Below are 14,714 nucleotides of genomic sequence, written 5' to 3' on the forward strand. Positions count from 1 at the left end.
GGGACAACGCCTCTTCCGCTGCCTCTAGTTCGTTCTCGATCTCCACCCGTGTGGGCCGACCTGCTATAGGTCGGTGCGTGATCGGCGACTGCGAACCTGTTCCCAGTACCCACAGAAACGCCTCGACCTGCCCTGTAGGCGCGTGCTCGGGGTAGCGCCTCTCCCAAGCCCGGATGGCGTCGAGAACGGCTGAGACGTGCTCAGGTGGCCGCGAGACAGCGGCGCCGTTGGGGTCGGTCATGGTCACCAAGGTAGGTCGTCTCCGCCGGGGGGGTCACCGTTCCAGTACGTGATCCTGATCGTGGTCGATCGAGCGGGCCCGTTCGTCCTCACGGCGCCGTTGGGGCTCCTGCCGTACGGCTTCGGGCTCTTCGATCTCGCGCGGCGTGACGTCGCGCTCTTCACGCTCGGCCTGGTCGCGCTCTTGCTCGCGCTGCCGTTCCTCTTCGCGCTCGACTGCACGCTGTGCAGCCTTCGCCGCCTCGGCGGCCGCCGTGAGGTCCTCTGCCACCTGGCGGCCGTTGAGCTCACCGATACCAAGGTCAAGTTCGGTCTGCTCTTCGCGGTCGGCCTCTTCGCGGTCGGCCTGCTCGCGGTCGACTTCCTCGCGGTCGGCCTGCTCGCGGTCGGCCTGCTCGCGGTCGACTTCCTCGCGGCCGGTCTGCTCGCGGATGCCTTCCAGCTCAAGTTCTAGCTGTCCGCGCACCTGCTCGACCCGCTCGACCTCGTCGGCCTCGATCTCCGTACGCGCGGGCTCGTCGCCGTGGATCGCGGGCATCGCCGCCTCGGGGTGGCGGCGGCGAAGTTCCTGGTCGGCCTGAAGCGCGTCGGCCCTGGCGCGCTCCGTGGAAGCGTGCCAAAGGTCGCGGGCCTCGTCGATCGCCTCCAGGTCGGTCCGGCGCATGTCGAGCGCGTCCGCCAGGGACTCGCGGGCCCGGGCCCTGGTCTCCAGCGCCTCACGCTGGGCCTGGTCGAGCTCCGCGTCGGCCTCCTCACGGGTCAGCGTCGCCTCGGCGCGAGCGCGGTCGGCGGCGATCGTCGTATCGCGCAGATCGTCGCCCACGTACGGCGGGGCCCAACGGGCGGCCCGGGCGTACGCCTCGCGCTGAACCCACAGCTCCCCATCGGTACGGCTGGCGGCCTCGCGCTCGTTCTCCGGTCGACCGAGAGCGTCGAACGCACTCCACCAGGCGGCGCGGGCCTCGGGCGTGTCCGGCGCGTGCCCGATCGCGGTGGCCTCGTCGAGCCGGTCGTACTGCTCGCGGAAGGCCTGCACGCGGCCCGCACGCCGGGTCCAGTCCTCGCGCGCCACCAGGTCGACGGGCACCGGTCCGAGATGCTCGATGGCCCACTCCGGCGCACGCTCGGCCACCCGCTCGCCGATCTCGACCACGCGGGCATCCATCACGGCCGCGAGCTCCTCTGCGAACCCGACGCGCTCGGCAGAACCTCGAGTCGGGGTCCGCTCGGCGAACGTGTCGGTCGACAACGGCGCGGGGGAGTCGGTGCCGAGCAACTTCTTGATCCGGTGGTGCAGCACGGCCGCCACGCTCTCGGCCGGACTGCCCGCGTCGTCGATCTCGCGCGCGCCTACGGCCCGGCGGACAAGCTGGCCAACATCATGGCCGGCGAGCTCGGCCGCGCGAACCAGACGCTGGAAAGTGCCGCGCGGGCCCTTCTCGCTGACGTCGGCATAGCGCGCGTACTGCTCAGCCGTAAGCGCCTCAGCCACCGTGGCGTCACACTCGCGGGCGCTGATGTCGCGGGTCACGTCGGTCCACATCACCCCGAGGTGCGCCAGGTGCGTTGACCTAAGGTGCTCGTCCCGGATGGTCTCGGTCGCAGTCAGCTCGGCCTCGTCCTCGACGATGGCCTCGGCCAGAACGGTGAAGCGGTCGCGCGGGGGCTGCTTGGCCTCCGCTGCTTCCTCAGCCGCGTTGGCGCGGGCCTCGGCGACTTCGGCGCGGGCCTGGTCCGGGGTGGGCACGGGTGCCGCGTCGCGGGCTGCTGCTCGTGCCGCTTCCGCCAGCTCGGCCGCCGCCGTGGCTCCGGCCTGAAGGTCGGCCGTGTTCACGTCGGTCACGGTGTAGGCGTAGTTCGCCTCCACACCGCGGGTCATCATGACGTAGAGCATGCTGCGGCCCACGCCGGGCGTGACCAAGCTGTGGCAGGTATCGACCGTGCGCCCCTGAGCTGCGTGCACCGTCGACGCGTAAGCGAGCTCCGCGTGATCCTGCAGGTAGGCAGCTTTCACCTTGTAGGGGGCGCTCCAGCGCTGCTCGCCGGTCGCCGAATCGCGTCCAAGGTCTCGCCGCACCAACGCACCTGACGCGGTGATCTCGTCGATCACTAGAACGTCCCGGTTGGTCAGCCTGCGCCCCTCAGAGTCCTTGATGCGCTTGGTGTTCTGCCTGGCCATGATCCGGTCTCCAACACCGGCTATGGCCTTGTCAGAGAGCGGCAGGCCATCAGCGGAGACCTTCCCCAGCGCGACGAGTTCGGCGCGGGCCCGCGCGGCGAGCTCCTGGGCCTGCTCCACGGTCGGCGCTAGCAGCAGCGAGGTTTTGCCTTCCAGATGGTCGGCGAGCCAACGACGGTACGCCTCTTCGGTCATGGCCTCGGCGTTGCCTTCGAGGAGGCGACCGTGCTTGTCGTATTCGGCAAGGCTGCTGACCTCGCCGCGTCGCATGGCGAGCGAGGCCTTGCGCTCCCACTCGGCCGACATGCGCTGAACCTTGGTGAGCTGGAAATAGCCGTGCTCGCGAGCCATCATCGCCAGCGCTCCGGAGTCGCCCACGGCGGCGAGCTGCTCGGGGTCGCCGGTCAGCAAGAGCTTGGCTCCGGCGGCCGCCGTCATGCGCTGGATCTCGGCGAGCTGGCCAGAGGTCACCATGCTCGCCTCGTCGACCACGACCAGGTCCCCAGCAATGAGGCGGGTCCGTCCTGCCCGGGCTTCAATGAGGAACTTCGCAACGTTGTGTGTGGTGTCGCATCCCTCACCCTTGAGGACCTCGGCGGCGGCCTGCGCGACAGCAACGCCGATGACCTTGCCGCCCACCTGCTCGCGCCACGTCGCCGACAGCTCGCCCATCGCGCGACTCTTGCCCGCGCCGGCGGGGCCGACCAGGACGTCAACTCGGCGGCCAGAGGTAAGCACGCCGTACACCGCGGCGGCCTGGTCGTCACGGAGACCGCCGGTCCACTGCGGCGCGGCCGCGCTCGCTGGCTGTGCCGTACCGGCCTGGCCCTGTGCCGTACCCGGCGCGCCCTGCTCGCTCGCCTTCGCCGCGTCGGCGCCGGGCGTGGCCGAACCGGCGCGGCTGCGCGCCGAACCCGCCCCGGACAGCAACCCCTCCAGGGTCACACTGTCGCCGCCCAACGCCGCGGCGGCCGCGTCCGCCTCCAGCCTCGGCGCGTCCGTCTGCGCCCCCGCGCCGATCAGTTCCTCCTCGGCGTCGAGCTGGGTCCGGGTGGTGTACAGCCCGCGCTCGTGCGGCTCCCAGACGCTCCGGCCGTCCTCGCGCTGATACTCAGCAGGCGGCCGCACCAGGTCCGGGGCGTTGACCTGGTGAATCCCGTACCCGGCACCGGGGGCCAGGGCCTCGGCCGTCAGGTCCTCCAGCACGCCGCGCACCATGCGCGCGGGCAGACCGCCGAGGGTGTCGGGCAAGTGGCGGTTGATCGCCGCCGTGAGCTGGTAGCGGGTCCACGTAGCCCCCGTGGCCTGCACTTCTGCCACCGCACCCTGTAGCACCCGGCGGAACTCGTGCTCGGCGAGCTCGGCGACGCTGCGGGCCTGCGAGAGATCGATACGTCCCTGTACGGCCTCGGGGATGTCGGCCAGGGCCCCCAGCTCAGCGGCCCTGCTCTGTGCCTCCCACCCCGCAAGACTCACCTCGCGCGGCGCGGCCTCCTTGCTCTTCCGCATCCTCGTCTTGCTGTCGAGCGTGGCGTACTGGGCCATGTTGAACAGGGCCCGCCTCGACGGCGCGTGACCGTGCTTGGCCTCGTACTCGGCGGCCAGCGCTGCGACCTGGGACGTTACCGTGGCCCGGCGCGAGCTGTAGAGGTCGCGCTGTTCCTGGGAGATACCGACGATCTCGCGAGCTTTGCCGTCCGGGCGGGTCGCGAACTTCACGCCAAAGTCCCGCGTGAGCTGCTCTTCCATCACCCGTTCGGCGATCGCGGCCGCCGCCGGGCGCGCCTTCCGCATGGCGCGGCTGTCGATCGTCCGCCACTCGCCGTCCGGACACTCCACCCGGTTCAAGATCGCGTTGTGGATGTGCAGCTGAGGATCGCCGTTACGCGAGGTGTGCTGGTCAAAGCTCGCGATGACCCATTCCTTGGCCTCGACGAACTGGCCGGTGCTGTGGTCGGTGAGCTTGCGGCCGGTCACCGGGTCACGCGGGATCGCCCCGTGATACCCCGTCCGGCTGTAGCCCGCCTCCTCCTGCAGATACTCCATCGCGGCCGCGCTACCAGCGCGAACAGCCGCCCAGACCTGCTCGGCGTAACCGTCCATCCGCTCGGCCGTCGCCACGTCGCCGGCGGCCCGCGCCTTCGCGGCCGCGGCCTGGTACCCGGCATGCATCAGGCTCACGCTCTTCGCCGGGCTGAATGTCGCGTCGTGGAACAACACCGCGCTGCGGCTGGCGTCGCTGGCCTCCAGCGTCAGCGCCTTGATCCGCTCCGGCGTGGCCTCCGGCTCGGCCGCGAGCTTCGCCGCCAACAGCTCCTCAGCGCTCTTGTAGCGGCGCGGCGCCTTCCCCAACGTCGACTTGCCGGACGGGTCCCGCGGGTCCTCCAGATGGGCGTAGATCGCCTTCATCACGTCCGGGTCAACGTTGCCCACAAGCCCCAACTTGGCGCACCCCGCACCGGTCCACCGGCCCGGCGGCTCGCCGTGCTCACCGCCCGCCGCCGACAGGTAGTAGTTCTCCGCCCCGGCCGCCGTGGCAGTCAAGTAACCCGGGTCGTACCCGGTCGACATCGAGAGCATCGGCGGCCTCCTTTCCGAGCGGATCTTGGAGCGAAGCGATCAAGATCAAGCGACCATCACATTGTAATGCCTCGGTGTGAAGGTTTGTAGATGGTGGGGCAGAGACGTGGAAAGGCGAGTTGGTGCAGAGCTGAGGTGGAGGGAAGAGGAAGCGAGAGAGGAAGGCTGAGGAGGACGAAACGGGCAAGGGCCGTGGACTGGAGACAGGTTCCGAAGATCGGCAACCGGGATCGCTGCCGGAACGCGCGCAAGATCGAAACCGCCCGAGGTGCTCCGCGCCCGGGCCCTCCTCGCCACCCTCACAACGGCCACGGCCGCGCCGGGGGCAAGCCCGCGTCTCTGCCCCTCCATCTCTCCTACGTCATCGGTGATGACCTCCTGAGATGCCCGGAATGTGTCGCCGCCGCGGCGTACCGTCGAAACTCCACCCCCTGACCTCTTGCGGAGTCGCGACATGAGCACGCCCCCGCACGACCTCCAGCCGCCCACCGCCTCAACGGCCGCACCCGCCGCGCTCGGCGACCCACCAGCCCGCGCCGGGGCCTCGGCCCGCGCCCAGTACCGCGCGGAGCTGGCCAAAGGCCGCCGCTTCCGGCTGCTGGTTCGCGCCCTCAAGGCGGCCCTGCCCGGCCTGCTGGTCGGCTACCTGCTCGGCTGGAAACTCGGCCTGGCCCTCGCGCTCATCGTCGCCCTCGTCGATCTGGGGCGCTTCTGGCGCTGGTCGAGCGTCTCGGCCTGGCGCAAGGGCGCCGCCGGCGAGCGCGCAACCGCCCGCCTGCTCGCTCCCCTGCAGGCCGAGGGGCACGTCTGCCTGCACGATCGCGCCATCCCCGGCAGCACGGCGAACATCGATCACCTGCTCGTCGGCCCTACCGGCGTCTGGGTCATCGATAGCAAGAAGTGGCACCGCCGCACGCAGCTCCACGGGCGCGGCAAACGGCTCTGGATCGGGCGGCGGCCGGCCGAGGGTGTGCTGCGCGGCATCGCCTACGAACGCTCCGCCGTCGCCCGGGTGGTCGACCGGGCCACCGGCAACATGGTCGGCGTCTGGCCCCTGGTCGCCGTGCACGGGGCCAAAGTCCCCGGGATCGGCCGCCCCTTGGTGCTCGACGGGATCACCCTCTTGAAGGCAGGTCAGGTCCGTCGCTACATCCGCCAGACCAGCGAGTCACTCTCGCCCGACCAGGTGGCCGATCTGGCGCGCACCCTCGACCGCGCGTTCCCGCCCTACACCGCATAGCCCACCCGGCCGCGCCACTGCGGCACACGCCTCGGTGACCCCGGCACGACTCCGGCACGGCCGCACGCCACTCCCGCCGAACCTGCGGCCCGCCCCTCGCCAACCTGGCGCAGACACGCAAGAGCCCGGAGCCTCCCCGGCCCCGGGCTCTTCCACGCTCGCCCCCTACTGCAGGCGGTACAGCCTCCCGTCACACGCGCTCATCGTCGCCGCTCGTCGACCAGCTCGCCGTGTTCCCAGGTCCACTCGGTCACCCCGCCGCCGCCCGGGTCGACCACAGCGACCTGCACGCGGTAGCACGGGCGAGGCGACGGCGGCATCCCCGGATGACTACCGCGCGAGTCGCGCTCGGCAGCAGCCTGGATCTGCGGCCAATAGCCGGGGGTGGTGTCGCTGTAGATGCGGCGTGGGTTCTCCACAATCCAGGTCATCCGGTAGGGGCGGTACAGGTGCCCCTCGGCCTCCCAACGGAGGATCTGTTCAGCCTCGGCCATGGCCGTTTCCTGCGCCTGGCGCCGGTAGCGCCGCAGCCACAGATAGTGCCTGACCAGCACGGTCAGCAGGAACGCGAGCGCAACTCCGGGCAGCGCCCACAACCAGTCGTCCATCTCCTATCCTCCTTCGCGGGTGGTGCGGGGGCGGGTGTCCGGCCCGCCCCGTCTGCTCACTGCTTGGAACGTGCGGGCTTGGTGACCTCGGCGCGGGCGGCGTCCAGGTCGGCCTGCAGTCGCTCGACGCGGGCGGCCAGGGCGGCGCGCTCGCTGCGCTCCTGGTCGACCTGCTGCTCGGCGCGCACGGCCCGGCCAGTGATCGCCTCGACCTGCGAAGCGTGCGCGTCGGCGAGCTCCTGGCGGCGGGTCTCGGCGTCCGCGCGAACCCGTTCCACCTCGGCTCGCACACGCTCCAGGTCGGCGCGAGCGTCCTCGGCCTGCTGCTCGGCCCGCGTCGCGCGCTGGCGGGCGTCGGCCACCTGCTCGGCCACCTCAGCGCGCACCTGTTCCAGTTCGGCGCGGGCGGTGTCCCGGTCCCGCTCGGCCCGCGCCACCTCGGCCGCGCTCGTCGCCTGGATGCGCTCGACCTCGGCGGCCGCCCCGTCCTGTGCGGCCTGCACCTGGGCGGCCGCCCGCTGCTCGGCGGCGGCCACGGCCTCGTCCCGGTCCTCGCGAACGGCCCGCACCTCAGCGGCGGCGGCCTCCTGGACGGTCCGCGTCTCCACCTCCAGCTCCACCCGGAGCCGGGCAAGTTCGTCGACCGCCTGCTCGGCCCGGGCCTCGGCCTCAGCCACCTGCTGCAAGGCCTCCTCCGCCACGGCGTCGGCCTGCACGCGCTCGGCCTGCGCCTGCCGTACCGACCCGGCCGCCACGCGCTCGGACTGCTCGGCCTTGACCGCGCGAGCCTCGGCGGCCGCCACCTGCTCGGCCGCGCTGGCGTGCGCGGCGGTCACCTCGGCCTCGGCCGCCTCCGGGTCGCCGGCGGTCCGCAGCTCCGACAGCGCACGGTCCACGGTGCCGCTGAACTGGGTGAGCAGCCCTTCGAGGTTGCGCGCGAGCTCGGCGCCGCGGGCCTGGCTCATGCTCACCGGCCGGTCGAGATCCTCGGCCATCGGCTCGGCCGACTCGCCCCGCGCGACCCGCTCCAAGCGCTTGCGCTCACGGAATGCGGTCAACGCGGTGTGCCCCGGGTCCTCGCAGTACTCCGGCGGTCGGCCCGGCCCAGTGCTGGGCTCGCGCTCGTTCTCGCATCCGGGGTAGCGGCACAGCGTCCGCTCGACGTCCTGCTCGGGGGTCTCGGTCGTCATCGTCCCTGCCCTGCCTCTCCGGTGCCCGCGCAGTGCGCGCACATCCCGTTGCCGTCCGCGTGCGCGTTGCGGCACGTCTCCAACTCGTTCTTGATCAGGCTGGCCAGCCACTCCAGTTGCCCGGCCTGGACCTCGACCCGGTGGCGCGCCCCAGTCTGGTGCTGGATCTCCACCGAGGCGACCGCCCCGCCGTCGCCGGTCGGGTAGGTCGCGCACAGCTCGGCCAGGAGGCCGGCCAGGCGCTCGGCGTGCTGGGCTCCGTCCGGCGCGGCCAGCGGCGCCGTACTCGGCCAGAGCAGCGCGTCGACCTCGGCCAGCAGCGTACGGACCGGGACCGTCAGGGGCGGGATGTCCGGGGAGCTCCACGGCCCCATCTCCCACTCGCCGCCGCTCGCGGCGATCGCCCGGTAGTCGCCGAACGCCGTCTCCGGGTCCAGCTCGATGTCGGCGAGAAACTCCTCCACGCTCAGCCTGCGCAGCGCGAAGCGGCTCGACCCGTCGTAGGTGTACAGCACCGCCGTCACCGGCGGGGAGCCCTCGGCGCCGGGGCGGACGAACAGCGCGGCCACGCCGTAGTCCTCCAGCCACTCGGCGAGCGCGGGCAGCTCACGGCCCGCGCTCGCCCCGAGGGCGCTCACGCGCGCCTCGAATTCCTCCCCGGGGAACGTCTCCGCCGCCGCCATCTCGAGCCCCTTCCTGTCGCCCGTCTCGATCTCCAACACCCCGATTCTATTACATTCATATCGTTGCGTGCAATGAATTAAAGAAATGAAATGAAACGAATTTAACTCGTTCGGTGATCTTGTCACGCTCGGCGATCTTGGCGTTCGGCTCGGGGTCAGGCTGCGGCCGCTCGGCGCGCGGCGGCGGCGAGCTGGAGGTGAACGCGCGCGGCGCGGTGGTCGGCGCGGCCGCGGTGGTCGCGCGGGTAGCGGGCCCGGTTGGCGTAGGAGGGTGCCCCGGGCAGGATGAGGCGGCCTTGTCCGGGTACGGCCCGGCCGCGTGTGGTGCGCTTGCCGCGGGTCGTCATCCAGTCGAGCTCGGCGAGCCACCAGGCGTAGAGCTGGCGGTCGAGTGCGTAGGCGCGGTGGCGTCGCTCGCGGGTGCCGTGCGCGTCGATGCGCCGGGCCGCGCCGGTCAGGCTCGCGCGGGTGCGTCGCCATCCGGCCGGTCGGTGGCTCTCGGCGGCTAGGCCGTGCTTGTCCAGGATGGCCAGGTGCCGGCGGACGGTCCGGGCGGTGTATCCGGTGGTTTGGGCGAGATCCTTTACTTTGTACACTCCGCTGCTCAGCACAGCCAGCGTGCTGGCCACGTGCCGTCCAAGCCCGGGTTGATCAGGTCCGGGGTGCGTGAACAGGTCGTGAGAAACGATCTCCCGGCGTCGGCGAAGGTCGGAGCGGTGCTGATCGCGCAGGGTGAGGGTAGGTCGGAGGTCTGCCACGGGGGGCGGGTTCCCTTGTGTCCCACCCCCCCCACGGGCTTCATCGCGAGAGGGGGGCTGCTCGCTGGCGCTCGTGTTGGGCTGCACGTCCTCCAGGACCTGGCGCAGCACCCGATAGCGGCTGGCTCGCTGGCCCTGGCCCGCCTCGACCAGGTGCAACCACTCATCCAGGCACAGCCGGTCCAGCGAGCGGGCGGCGGTGCTCTTGCCCATCCCCGTCGCCTCCGCCAGGCGCCTGCAGTCGATCTCTATCTCGGTGCTGACGGCGTCGAGCGTGAGTTCGCTCACGTACTCCAGCGCGCGCCGGTCGGAGGGGCCGGCCTGCGTGGTCCACCGGCCCGGTTCGGCGGCGATCGCTTCGCGCACCGTGACCACCACGGCGACGACCTCGGCCAGACGCGCGGCCCACGCCTGCTCGTCCTCGGCCTGGTGCTCGTCCTCGCCCCGGGAGACGCCGGGCCTGCGCACCGCGGCGGCGTACTCCACCGCCCGGTCCCACTGGCGCGCCAAGAGGGCGGCCTGCTCCCCCGGGCTGCGCGGGCGGCTGCGGCCGCCGCCCTGACGGCTCAGGTGGATCAGCCCTGGCATGTCCACGTTCGGCAGCAGCAACAGCGCGGCCTCGGGCAGCGACCAGCGCGCCAGCGCCAGCCGTACCAGAATCTTGCGCAGGTGCGCGTGCCCGCGCGCGGCCGCCGGTGCCTCGGCGAGCAGGTCGGCCACGTCGCACGGACGGCGCCGCCCGGCCAGGCGTAGCCCGCGCGGTGTCTGCTCGATCGTGCGCACCATCTCGGCCTCGACCTCGCGCGGGTCGACCTCGGCGGCGTCGAGCAGGACGGCCAGGCGCTCGAGGGCCTCGGCGTCGTTGGGCACCGACAGCACCCGGGCGGCGGCCTCGGGCGTGATCGGGGTCCACTGGTCCACCGGGGTCGAGTGCCCGCCGTGGCGGTGCGGTGCCCCCGGCGGCCGCACACACCCGGTTCCCGCGTTGGTCAGGGGCGAGATGTCCAGCGTCGGCAACAGGCGTTTGGCCGCGCGCGCGAGGGCGCGCACCACGGCGGCCGCCACCGGCTCGACGGGCACCCACACGTGCACCCCGCCGCCCGGCCCCGACTCGCACACCAGATAGCGCAGGTCCGCCTCATACAGCAGGCCCGCGAGCTCGTCGACGTCCCGCTCGACCGCCTCGCGCCCGTGCGTGCCGGGGTCCAGGTCGAACACCACGAACACGAACTCGCGCGCGCTGGTGGTCAGGTACCAGGCGAAGGGCCCGGCCGGCGGGGTGGCGCCGAGGCGAGCCGTACGGCGGTAGCTGTGCTCCCAACCCTTACTTGCCGTGTACACGTCAAAGCGCGCTCTGCCCCTCGGGGCCAAAGCGCGTAGAGCCGCGTAGAACGCGGCGGCTTGATCCTCGGCGTCACCCTCGCTGTTGGAATGAGGCGACACGCCCGGAAAAGGGCATGCTGGGCTAGCCGGCTGACCGTGCGTTATCGTGGTCACCGTCTCATCGCTTTGGTGAAGGCATGACAAGGGCCCGGCTGGTAACCGGCGTCCTTGCTGACATTCGTCAGCGTTTGTCAGGCTTTGTCTGAAGTTGTCCGAGATGCCCGTTTCTGTCGGGCGCCTTCCTCTCCTCCAGAGGGGCGGGTGGTAAGTCCGGTCCTCTGGATTGGTTTTGGTTGTTGCTGTAGCCGTTTGGTTGAGATCGCCGCTCCCTGGTTGGTAGCCCTGGCGGGATCTCTGGAGTCGTAGGCCAAGCGCCCCGGTTGGATGCCGGGGCCCTACGTATTTATGCGGTCAAAAGCGCGGGGCCCTTGTCCGCCGCCAGGGCCTCGACGGCCTCGGCGTGAGTGGGCGCCTCGGGGTCGAGCTCGATCAGCAGCTCCATGTAGAGCGACAGCGAGATTCCCCGCCGCGCTGCGGCCAGGTCGAACCGCTTGCGCAGCTCTTCAGGAACCCGGGTCTGAAGCGGCACGTTGCCGCCACCTTCCCCGTTCCTCCTGACTGATCTTCCTCGTACCGTTGGCATGCGGGCGATCATTCCGCATCCGCCGGGAGTCTGCATGCACACGTTCGGCGTGTCGCAGAAAAGTTGCCGATCATTGCTCAGCGTGCGCAGGTTTGGCGTCCGATCCTTGAGCATGCCGAGGGCGCGAGCCGTACGGCCCGCGCCCTCCCGCCCGGCTGGTCAGCCCGGCATGGTCACTCCTCGTCCTCCCCCGGCTCCTCGTCGGCGAGCTCGGGAGCCTCGAACCGCTCGCCGCACAACCCGCAGATCAGCGGCCCGTCCTCCAGGGCCTTGGGGGTGAGCTGGATACGCCGGGGCGGGGTGCATCCGCACTCGGCGGGAACGCGCCGACCGCTGCGTCGCCGCTTGGTCGTACCCGTCCCGGGCAGGCCCACCGGGGCGACCTCCCCGCCCTCCTCGCCAAGGTCGACCCCGGCGCCGGTGACGCCCACGCTGTTCAACAGCTCGTTCAGGTCCACCAGGTAGGCGAGCGCGGCCGCGTCCATCGCCTCGATGGTCGGCGCGTAGGTCGCCGCGGTGGCGTCCTCCAGCGTGCAGGCGGAGAACCCGATGCCGGTGTCAGGCTTGTCCGGCGGGGTCAGCCCCAGCTCACGCGCCAGCTCGACGAACCGGCGGTTGTGGTAGCGGCCCTCCCGCGAGGTGTCTTTGATCGTCCGGGCGTGCGCGAGCGCGTGCACCGCCTCGTGCAGGAGCGTCTGCAGGGTGCGGCGGCCGCCCTTGGCGAACAGCTCGCCGGCGATGAAGAGCTCGGGCTGACGCCCGCTGCCATCTGCCAGGACCCATCGCTCCGGCCAGTGATGGCCCCACCGGTCACCGCCGCGTTGCCCGGACGTCCCGGTGATCATCACGACGTCGGGGACCTGGGGGTGGCGGGCTTGGATGTCGGTCCACGCCTTCTCCAGTGCCGCGATGATCTTTGAGCCGTGGTCCGTCACGCGAATCCCTTTCTTGACGTGTACATGGCAACTCTAGCGTGTGGCGAGCTGCTCGACAGGAAGATGCGGCACGGCGTTCTTCTCCCGAAGCTGGCTCAAGCAGGAGGCAACAGAACGGCCCCCAGAGTGTTCCCGGCGGCCGTTCGCCGTATCACGGACTAGCGCCGACGACAGATCGTGCTGACGTAGGAGAGCACCTGCTCGTACATCGGAGTGTCGCGGGCGGCGTCGAGAATCTCGGCGGCGCGGTCGGGGGACAGCTCGTTCGAGTGTTCAAACTCGTGGTACTCGTTGCTGGCCAGCCCGAACGATCTGTCGTCGGCGTGTACCGCCCGGAGGTGCGCGAACGATCGGTCGAAGTGGGCCCGGATGAAGCTCTCGGGGTCTGAGGTGGCCGTCTGCGGCATTCCCGCAGGTAGACAGGGGATGATGGTGTGGCAGTCCTGGCAGACGAGGGTGTTCTCCTCGATGCCGGGCTCGACGTTGGCCGAGGCGCACTCGGGGCACCACAGGGCGTTCATGGCAGGGTTCCTCCAGGTCAGGCGGGTATGGCGGATGCGGCGGCCGCCGCGGCGGTGCGGGCCTCGGTCTCGGCGCACACCTTGTGGCACGGGCGGCCGTCGTCGTCGACCAGGAAGGCGGGGTTCCCGCAGACGCGGCAGGGCCGGCGCTGACCGCCGCCCCAGTGGCTGATGCCGTCCTCGCCCGACCAGTCGAGCCCGTTGCCGGTGCTCCTGGCCTTGCTTGCGCTGGTGCGGGTCCGCCGTCGAGCCATCTCGCGCCCCGTTCTTCCTGATCGGCAAAGGGTCGGTGCCGTGATCACCGGGGCGGGTGGCCTGCAGGGTGGCGCTCTTCTCCCCCCATTCCCCCCTCCCGGTGGCAAAAGAGCGAAGGTCGCCGCAAGGGACGAGCCGGTCAAGGGATCAAGAGCCAAGATGCTTGATGCTGATCGCCGTAGGCGACCCGGAGGGATGCCCGAAGGGCAGTCAGTATCAGGGATCTTGGGTCCCCTTGACCGGGGAGGAGTGGCGGCTACCATCGATCGCCACCGGGAGGGGGGAAGGACAATACGGGCCCGGCTTGCCGGGCTCCTCTGATGCTCTTCGGGCTTGTTGCCCTTGGCACCCCGTGACCTCGGGAGGGTCCTTCCCGGCGCGCTCACCCCTCTGCGAGCTGCGCGGGGATCGTCCCGAGGCCACGGGGATTCAGCCTGGCGGGCCCGATCTCGGCCGTACCGCTGGGATGTGGGCGGCGTTCGGTCCGAGGTGGGGATGGGCCCGCCAGAGTTCACGTTCGACCTGCTGCATGGCGCGGGTCAGCTCGGCGACGTCGGTCGCCTCCACGCGCTCGCACCGGTCGGGGTTGCGCAGCTCGTAGGCGGTGAACGCCTGCCAGTACGGCGCCCAGAGCACCAACCACCCTGGCGAGGTCGCCGTGAGCTGCGCGGCCTCGCCGTGGCGGTCGGTCCTGCTGTCCGCCCCGGGCGGCGGCGTCGATCCGCCGTGGTGAGGCGTCGCCGCCCGGGCCGTCCTTCGGTGGGTGGTCATACCGGCTCGCCCGCGCGCGGATGCTCGTTCTCGGCCAGGCGGGCGCGGGCCGTGCGAAGGTCTGCGTAATCGAGCGCGATCCGTACGGCCGCGGTCTCCGGCGCGTAGGCGAGCACCAGAAGGGGCGCCCCCCTGCCGCTGCGGCGGGGGCTCGTCCACCAGATCATCCGCCCGTCCGTCCGTGCGACCAGGCCGTGCCACACCGACACGACGACCTCGGGCGCGAGCGGTACGACGAAGGCGGGCAGGTCAAGCGCCTCCAGTGCGGCCCGCAGACGTTCGGCTACCTCCAGTGCCGCCGGCGTATCCGGTCCGCCGGTGACGTTGCCAAACGTCTGCAGTTGTCTGTGCATGAAACGTAGTAGATCAGCGGACGGCGGGCCTGGGCAGAGGAGAGACTGGGATACAGGCGGATATCCCCCCTGTCCGCCAGGCAATCGAGGTCTCATGGAAGATCAGGAACGCCCTGTCTGGGCGGCCCGGCTGCGAGCCGAACGCCGGGCCCGGCTCTGGGGTATCAAGATCATGGCGGTTCAGCTGATGGCGGCCGCCGACGCCCGCACCCGTGCCACGCTCCCCCACTGGACCAGCCTCGCGCGCTACGTGCGCTGGTGGGAGAAGGGCGAGCACGCCCCCGGCGAGCTGTACCGAGCCCTGTACTCCAGGGCGTTCGGCATCGCCGAGGGCGAACTGTTCGCCGTCGACCAGCCGCGCCCCGCTCCCCCGGC

General features: G+C 71.3%; 12 protein-coding genes and 1 pseudogene. 2 read left to right on the top strand and 11 right to left on the bottom strand.

Annotated features, from left to right (window positions below):
* Positions 1 to 274: 274 nt before the first annotated feature.
* Positions 275 to 4,999, bottom strand: a complete 4,725-nt coding sequence (mobF, locus tag KIK09_RS56870; RefSeq protein ID WP_214327914.1) for a MobF family relaxase — start codon at positions 4,997 to 4,999, stop codon at positions 275 to 277.
* 454 nt (positions 5,000 to 5,453) lie between these two features.
* On the opposite strand from mobF, the gene KIK09_RS56875 reads away from it, so the two are divergent.
* On the top strand, positions 5,454 to 6,239 hold the full coding sequence (locus tag KIK09_RS56875) for a nuclease-related domain-containing protein (protein WP_214327915.1): 786 nt from the start codon (positions 5,454 to 5,456) through the stop codon (positions 6,237 to 6,239).
* A 200-nt stretch (positions 6,240 to 6,439) separates the two neighbouring features.
* Here the strand turns inward: KIK09_RS56875 and KIK09_RS56880 are convergent, their stop codons facing one another.
* From KIK09_RS56880 to KIK09_RS56925, 10 genes are all read right to left on the bottom strand, one after another.
* Positions 6,440 to 6,847, bottom strand: coding sequence for a hypothetical protein (locus tag KIK09_RS56880; RefSeq protein WP_214327916.1), 408 nt, complete (start codon positions 6,845 to 6,847; stop codon positions 6,440 to 6,442).
* Positions 6,848 to 6,903: 56 nt separating this feature from the next.
* Entirely contained in the window at positions 6,904 to 8,037 is a 1,134-nt protein-coding gene (locus tag KIK09_RS56885) for a coiled-coil domain-containing protein (RefSeq protein WP_214327917.1), read from the bottom strand.
* Positions 8,034 to 8,756 carry a hypothetical protein gene (locus KIK09_RS56890; protein WP_214327918.1) on the bottom strand — a complete coding sequence of 241 codons (723 nt, stop codon included), beginning with the start codon at positions 8,754 to 8,756 and terminating at the stop codon, positions 8,034 to 8,036. The genes KIK09_RS56885 and KIK09_RS56890 overlap by 4 nt, the downstream gene beginning before the upstream one ends.
* 119 nt (positions 8,757 to 8,875) lie before the next feature.
* Positions 8,876 to 10,819 (bottom strand): hypothetical protein, encoded by a 1,944-nt coding sequence (locus KIK09_RS56895; RefSeq protein ID WP_214327919.1) that lies wholly within the window; start codon positions 10,817 to 10,819, stop codon positions 8,876 to 8,878.
* A gap of 445 nt (positions 10,820 to 11,264) precedes the next feature.
* Entirely contained in the window at positions 11,265 to 11,450 is a 186-nt protein-coding gene (locus KIK09_RS56900; protein WP_214327920.1) for a hypothetical protein, read from the bottom strand.
* A gap of 227 nt (positions 11,451 to 11,677) precedes the next feature.
* Positions 11,678 to 12,439 carry a hypothetical protein gene (locus KIK09_RS56905; protein WP_214327921.1) on the bottom strand — a complete coding sequence of 254 codons (762 nt, stop codon included), beginning with the start codon at positions 12,437 to 12,439 and terminating at the stop codon, positions 11,678 to 11,680.
* A 158-nt stretch (positions 12,440 to 12,597) separates the two neighbouring features.
* Complete coding sequence (locus KIK09_RS56910; RefSeq protein WP_214327922.1) at positions 12,598 to 12,960, bottom strand: hypothetical protein; 363 nt, start codon at positions 12,958 to 12,960, stop codon at positions 12,598 to 12,600.
* 17 nt (positions 12,961 to 12,977) lie between these two features.
* Positions 12,978 to 13,214 carry a hypothetical protein gene (locus tag KIK09_RS56915; protein ID WP_214327923.1) on the bottom strand — a complete coding sequence of 79 codons (237 nt, stop codon included), beginning with the start codon at positions 13,212 to 13,214 and terminating at the stop codon, positions 12,978 to 12,980.
* A 430-nt stretch (positions 13,215 to 13,644) separates the two neighbouring features.
* The gene (locus KIK09_RS56920) at positions 13,645 to 13,986 is read right to left on the bottom strand and encodes a hypothetical protein (RefSeq protein ID WP_214327924.1); all 342 of its coding nucleotides are present in this window, start codon (positions 13,984 to 13,986) and stop codon (positions 13,645 to 13,647) included.
* Positions 13,983 to 14,339: a hypothetical protein gene (locus KIK09_RS56925; RefSeq protein ID WP_214327925.1), complete on the bottom strand. Its 357-nt coding sequence runs from the start codon at positions 14,337 to 14,339 to the stop codon at positions 13,983 to 13,985. The genes KIK09_RS56920 and KIK09_RS56925 overlap by 4 nt, the downstream gene beginning before the upstream one ends.
* A 94-nt stretch (positions 14,340 to 14,433) precedes the next feature.
* Here KIK09_RS56925 and KIK09_RS56930 point away from each other — a divergent pair.
* A pseudogene (locus tag KIK09_RS56930) lies at positions 14,434 to 14,714 on the top strand (XRE family transcriptional regulator); the annotation flags it as partial.

The organism is Nonomuraea sediminis, assembly GCF_018531495.1.
Taxonomy (GTDB): Bacteria; Actinomycetota; Actinomycetes; order Streptosporangiales; family Streptosporangiaceae; genus Nonomuraea; species Nonomuraea sediminis.

Coding starts and splice junctions, on each gene's coding strand:
- mobF (WP_214327914.1), bottom strand. CDS start 4,999: ATGCTCTCGATGTCGACCGGGTACGACCCGGGTTACTTGACTGCCACG.
- KIK09_RS56875 (WP_214327915.1), top strand. CDS start 5,454: ATGAGCACGCCCCCGCACGACCTCCAGCCGCCCACCGCCTCAACGGCC.
- KIK09_RS56880 (WP_214327916.1), bottom strand. CDS start 6,847: ATGGACGACTGGTTGTGGGCGCTGCCCGGAGTTGCGCTCGCGTTCCTG.
- KIK09_RS56885 (WP_214327917.1), bottom strand. CDS start 8,037: ATGACGACCGAGACCCCCGAGCAGGACGTCGAGCGGACGCTGTGCCGC.
- KIK09_RS56910 (WP_214327922.1), bottom strand. CDS start 12,960: ATGAACGCCCTGTGGTGCCCCGAGTGCGCCTCGGCCAACGTCGAGCCC.
- KIK09_RS56915 (WP_214327923.1), bottom strand. CDS start 13,214: ATGGCTCGACGGCGGACCCGCACCAGCGCAAGCAAGGCCAGGAGCACC.
- KIK09_RS56920 (WP_214327924.1), bottom strand. CDS start 13,986: ATGACCACCCACCGAAGGACGGCCCGGGCGGCGACGCCTCACCACGGC.
- KIK09_RS56925 (WP_214327925.1), bottom strand. CDS start 14,339: ATGCACAGACAACTGCAGACGTTTGGCAACGTCACCGGCGGACCGGAT.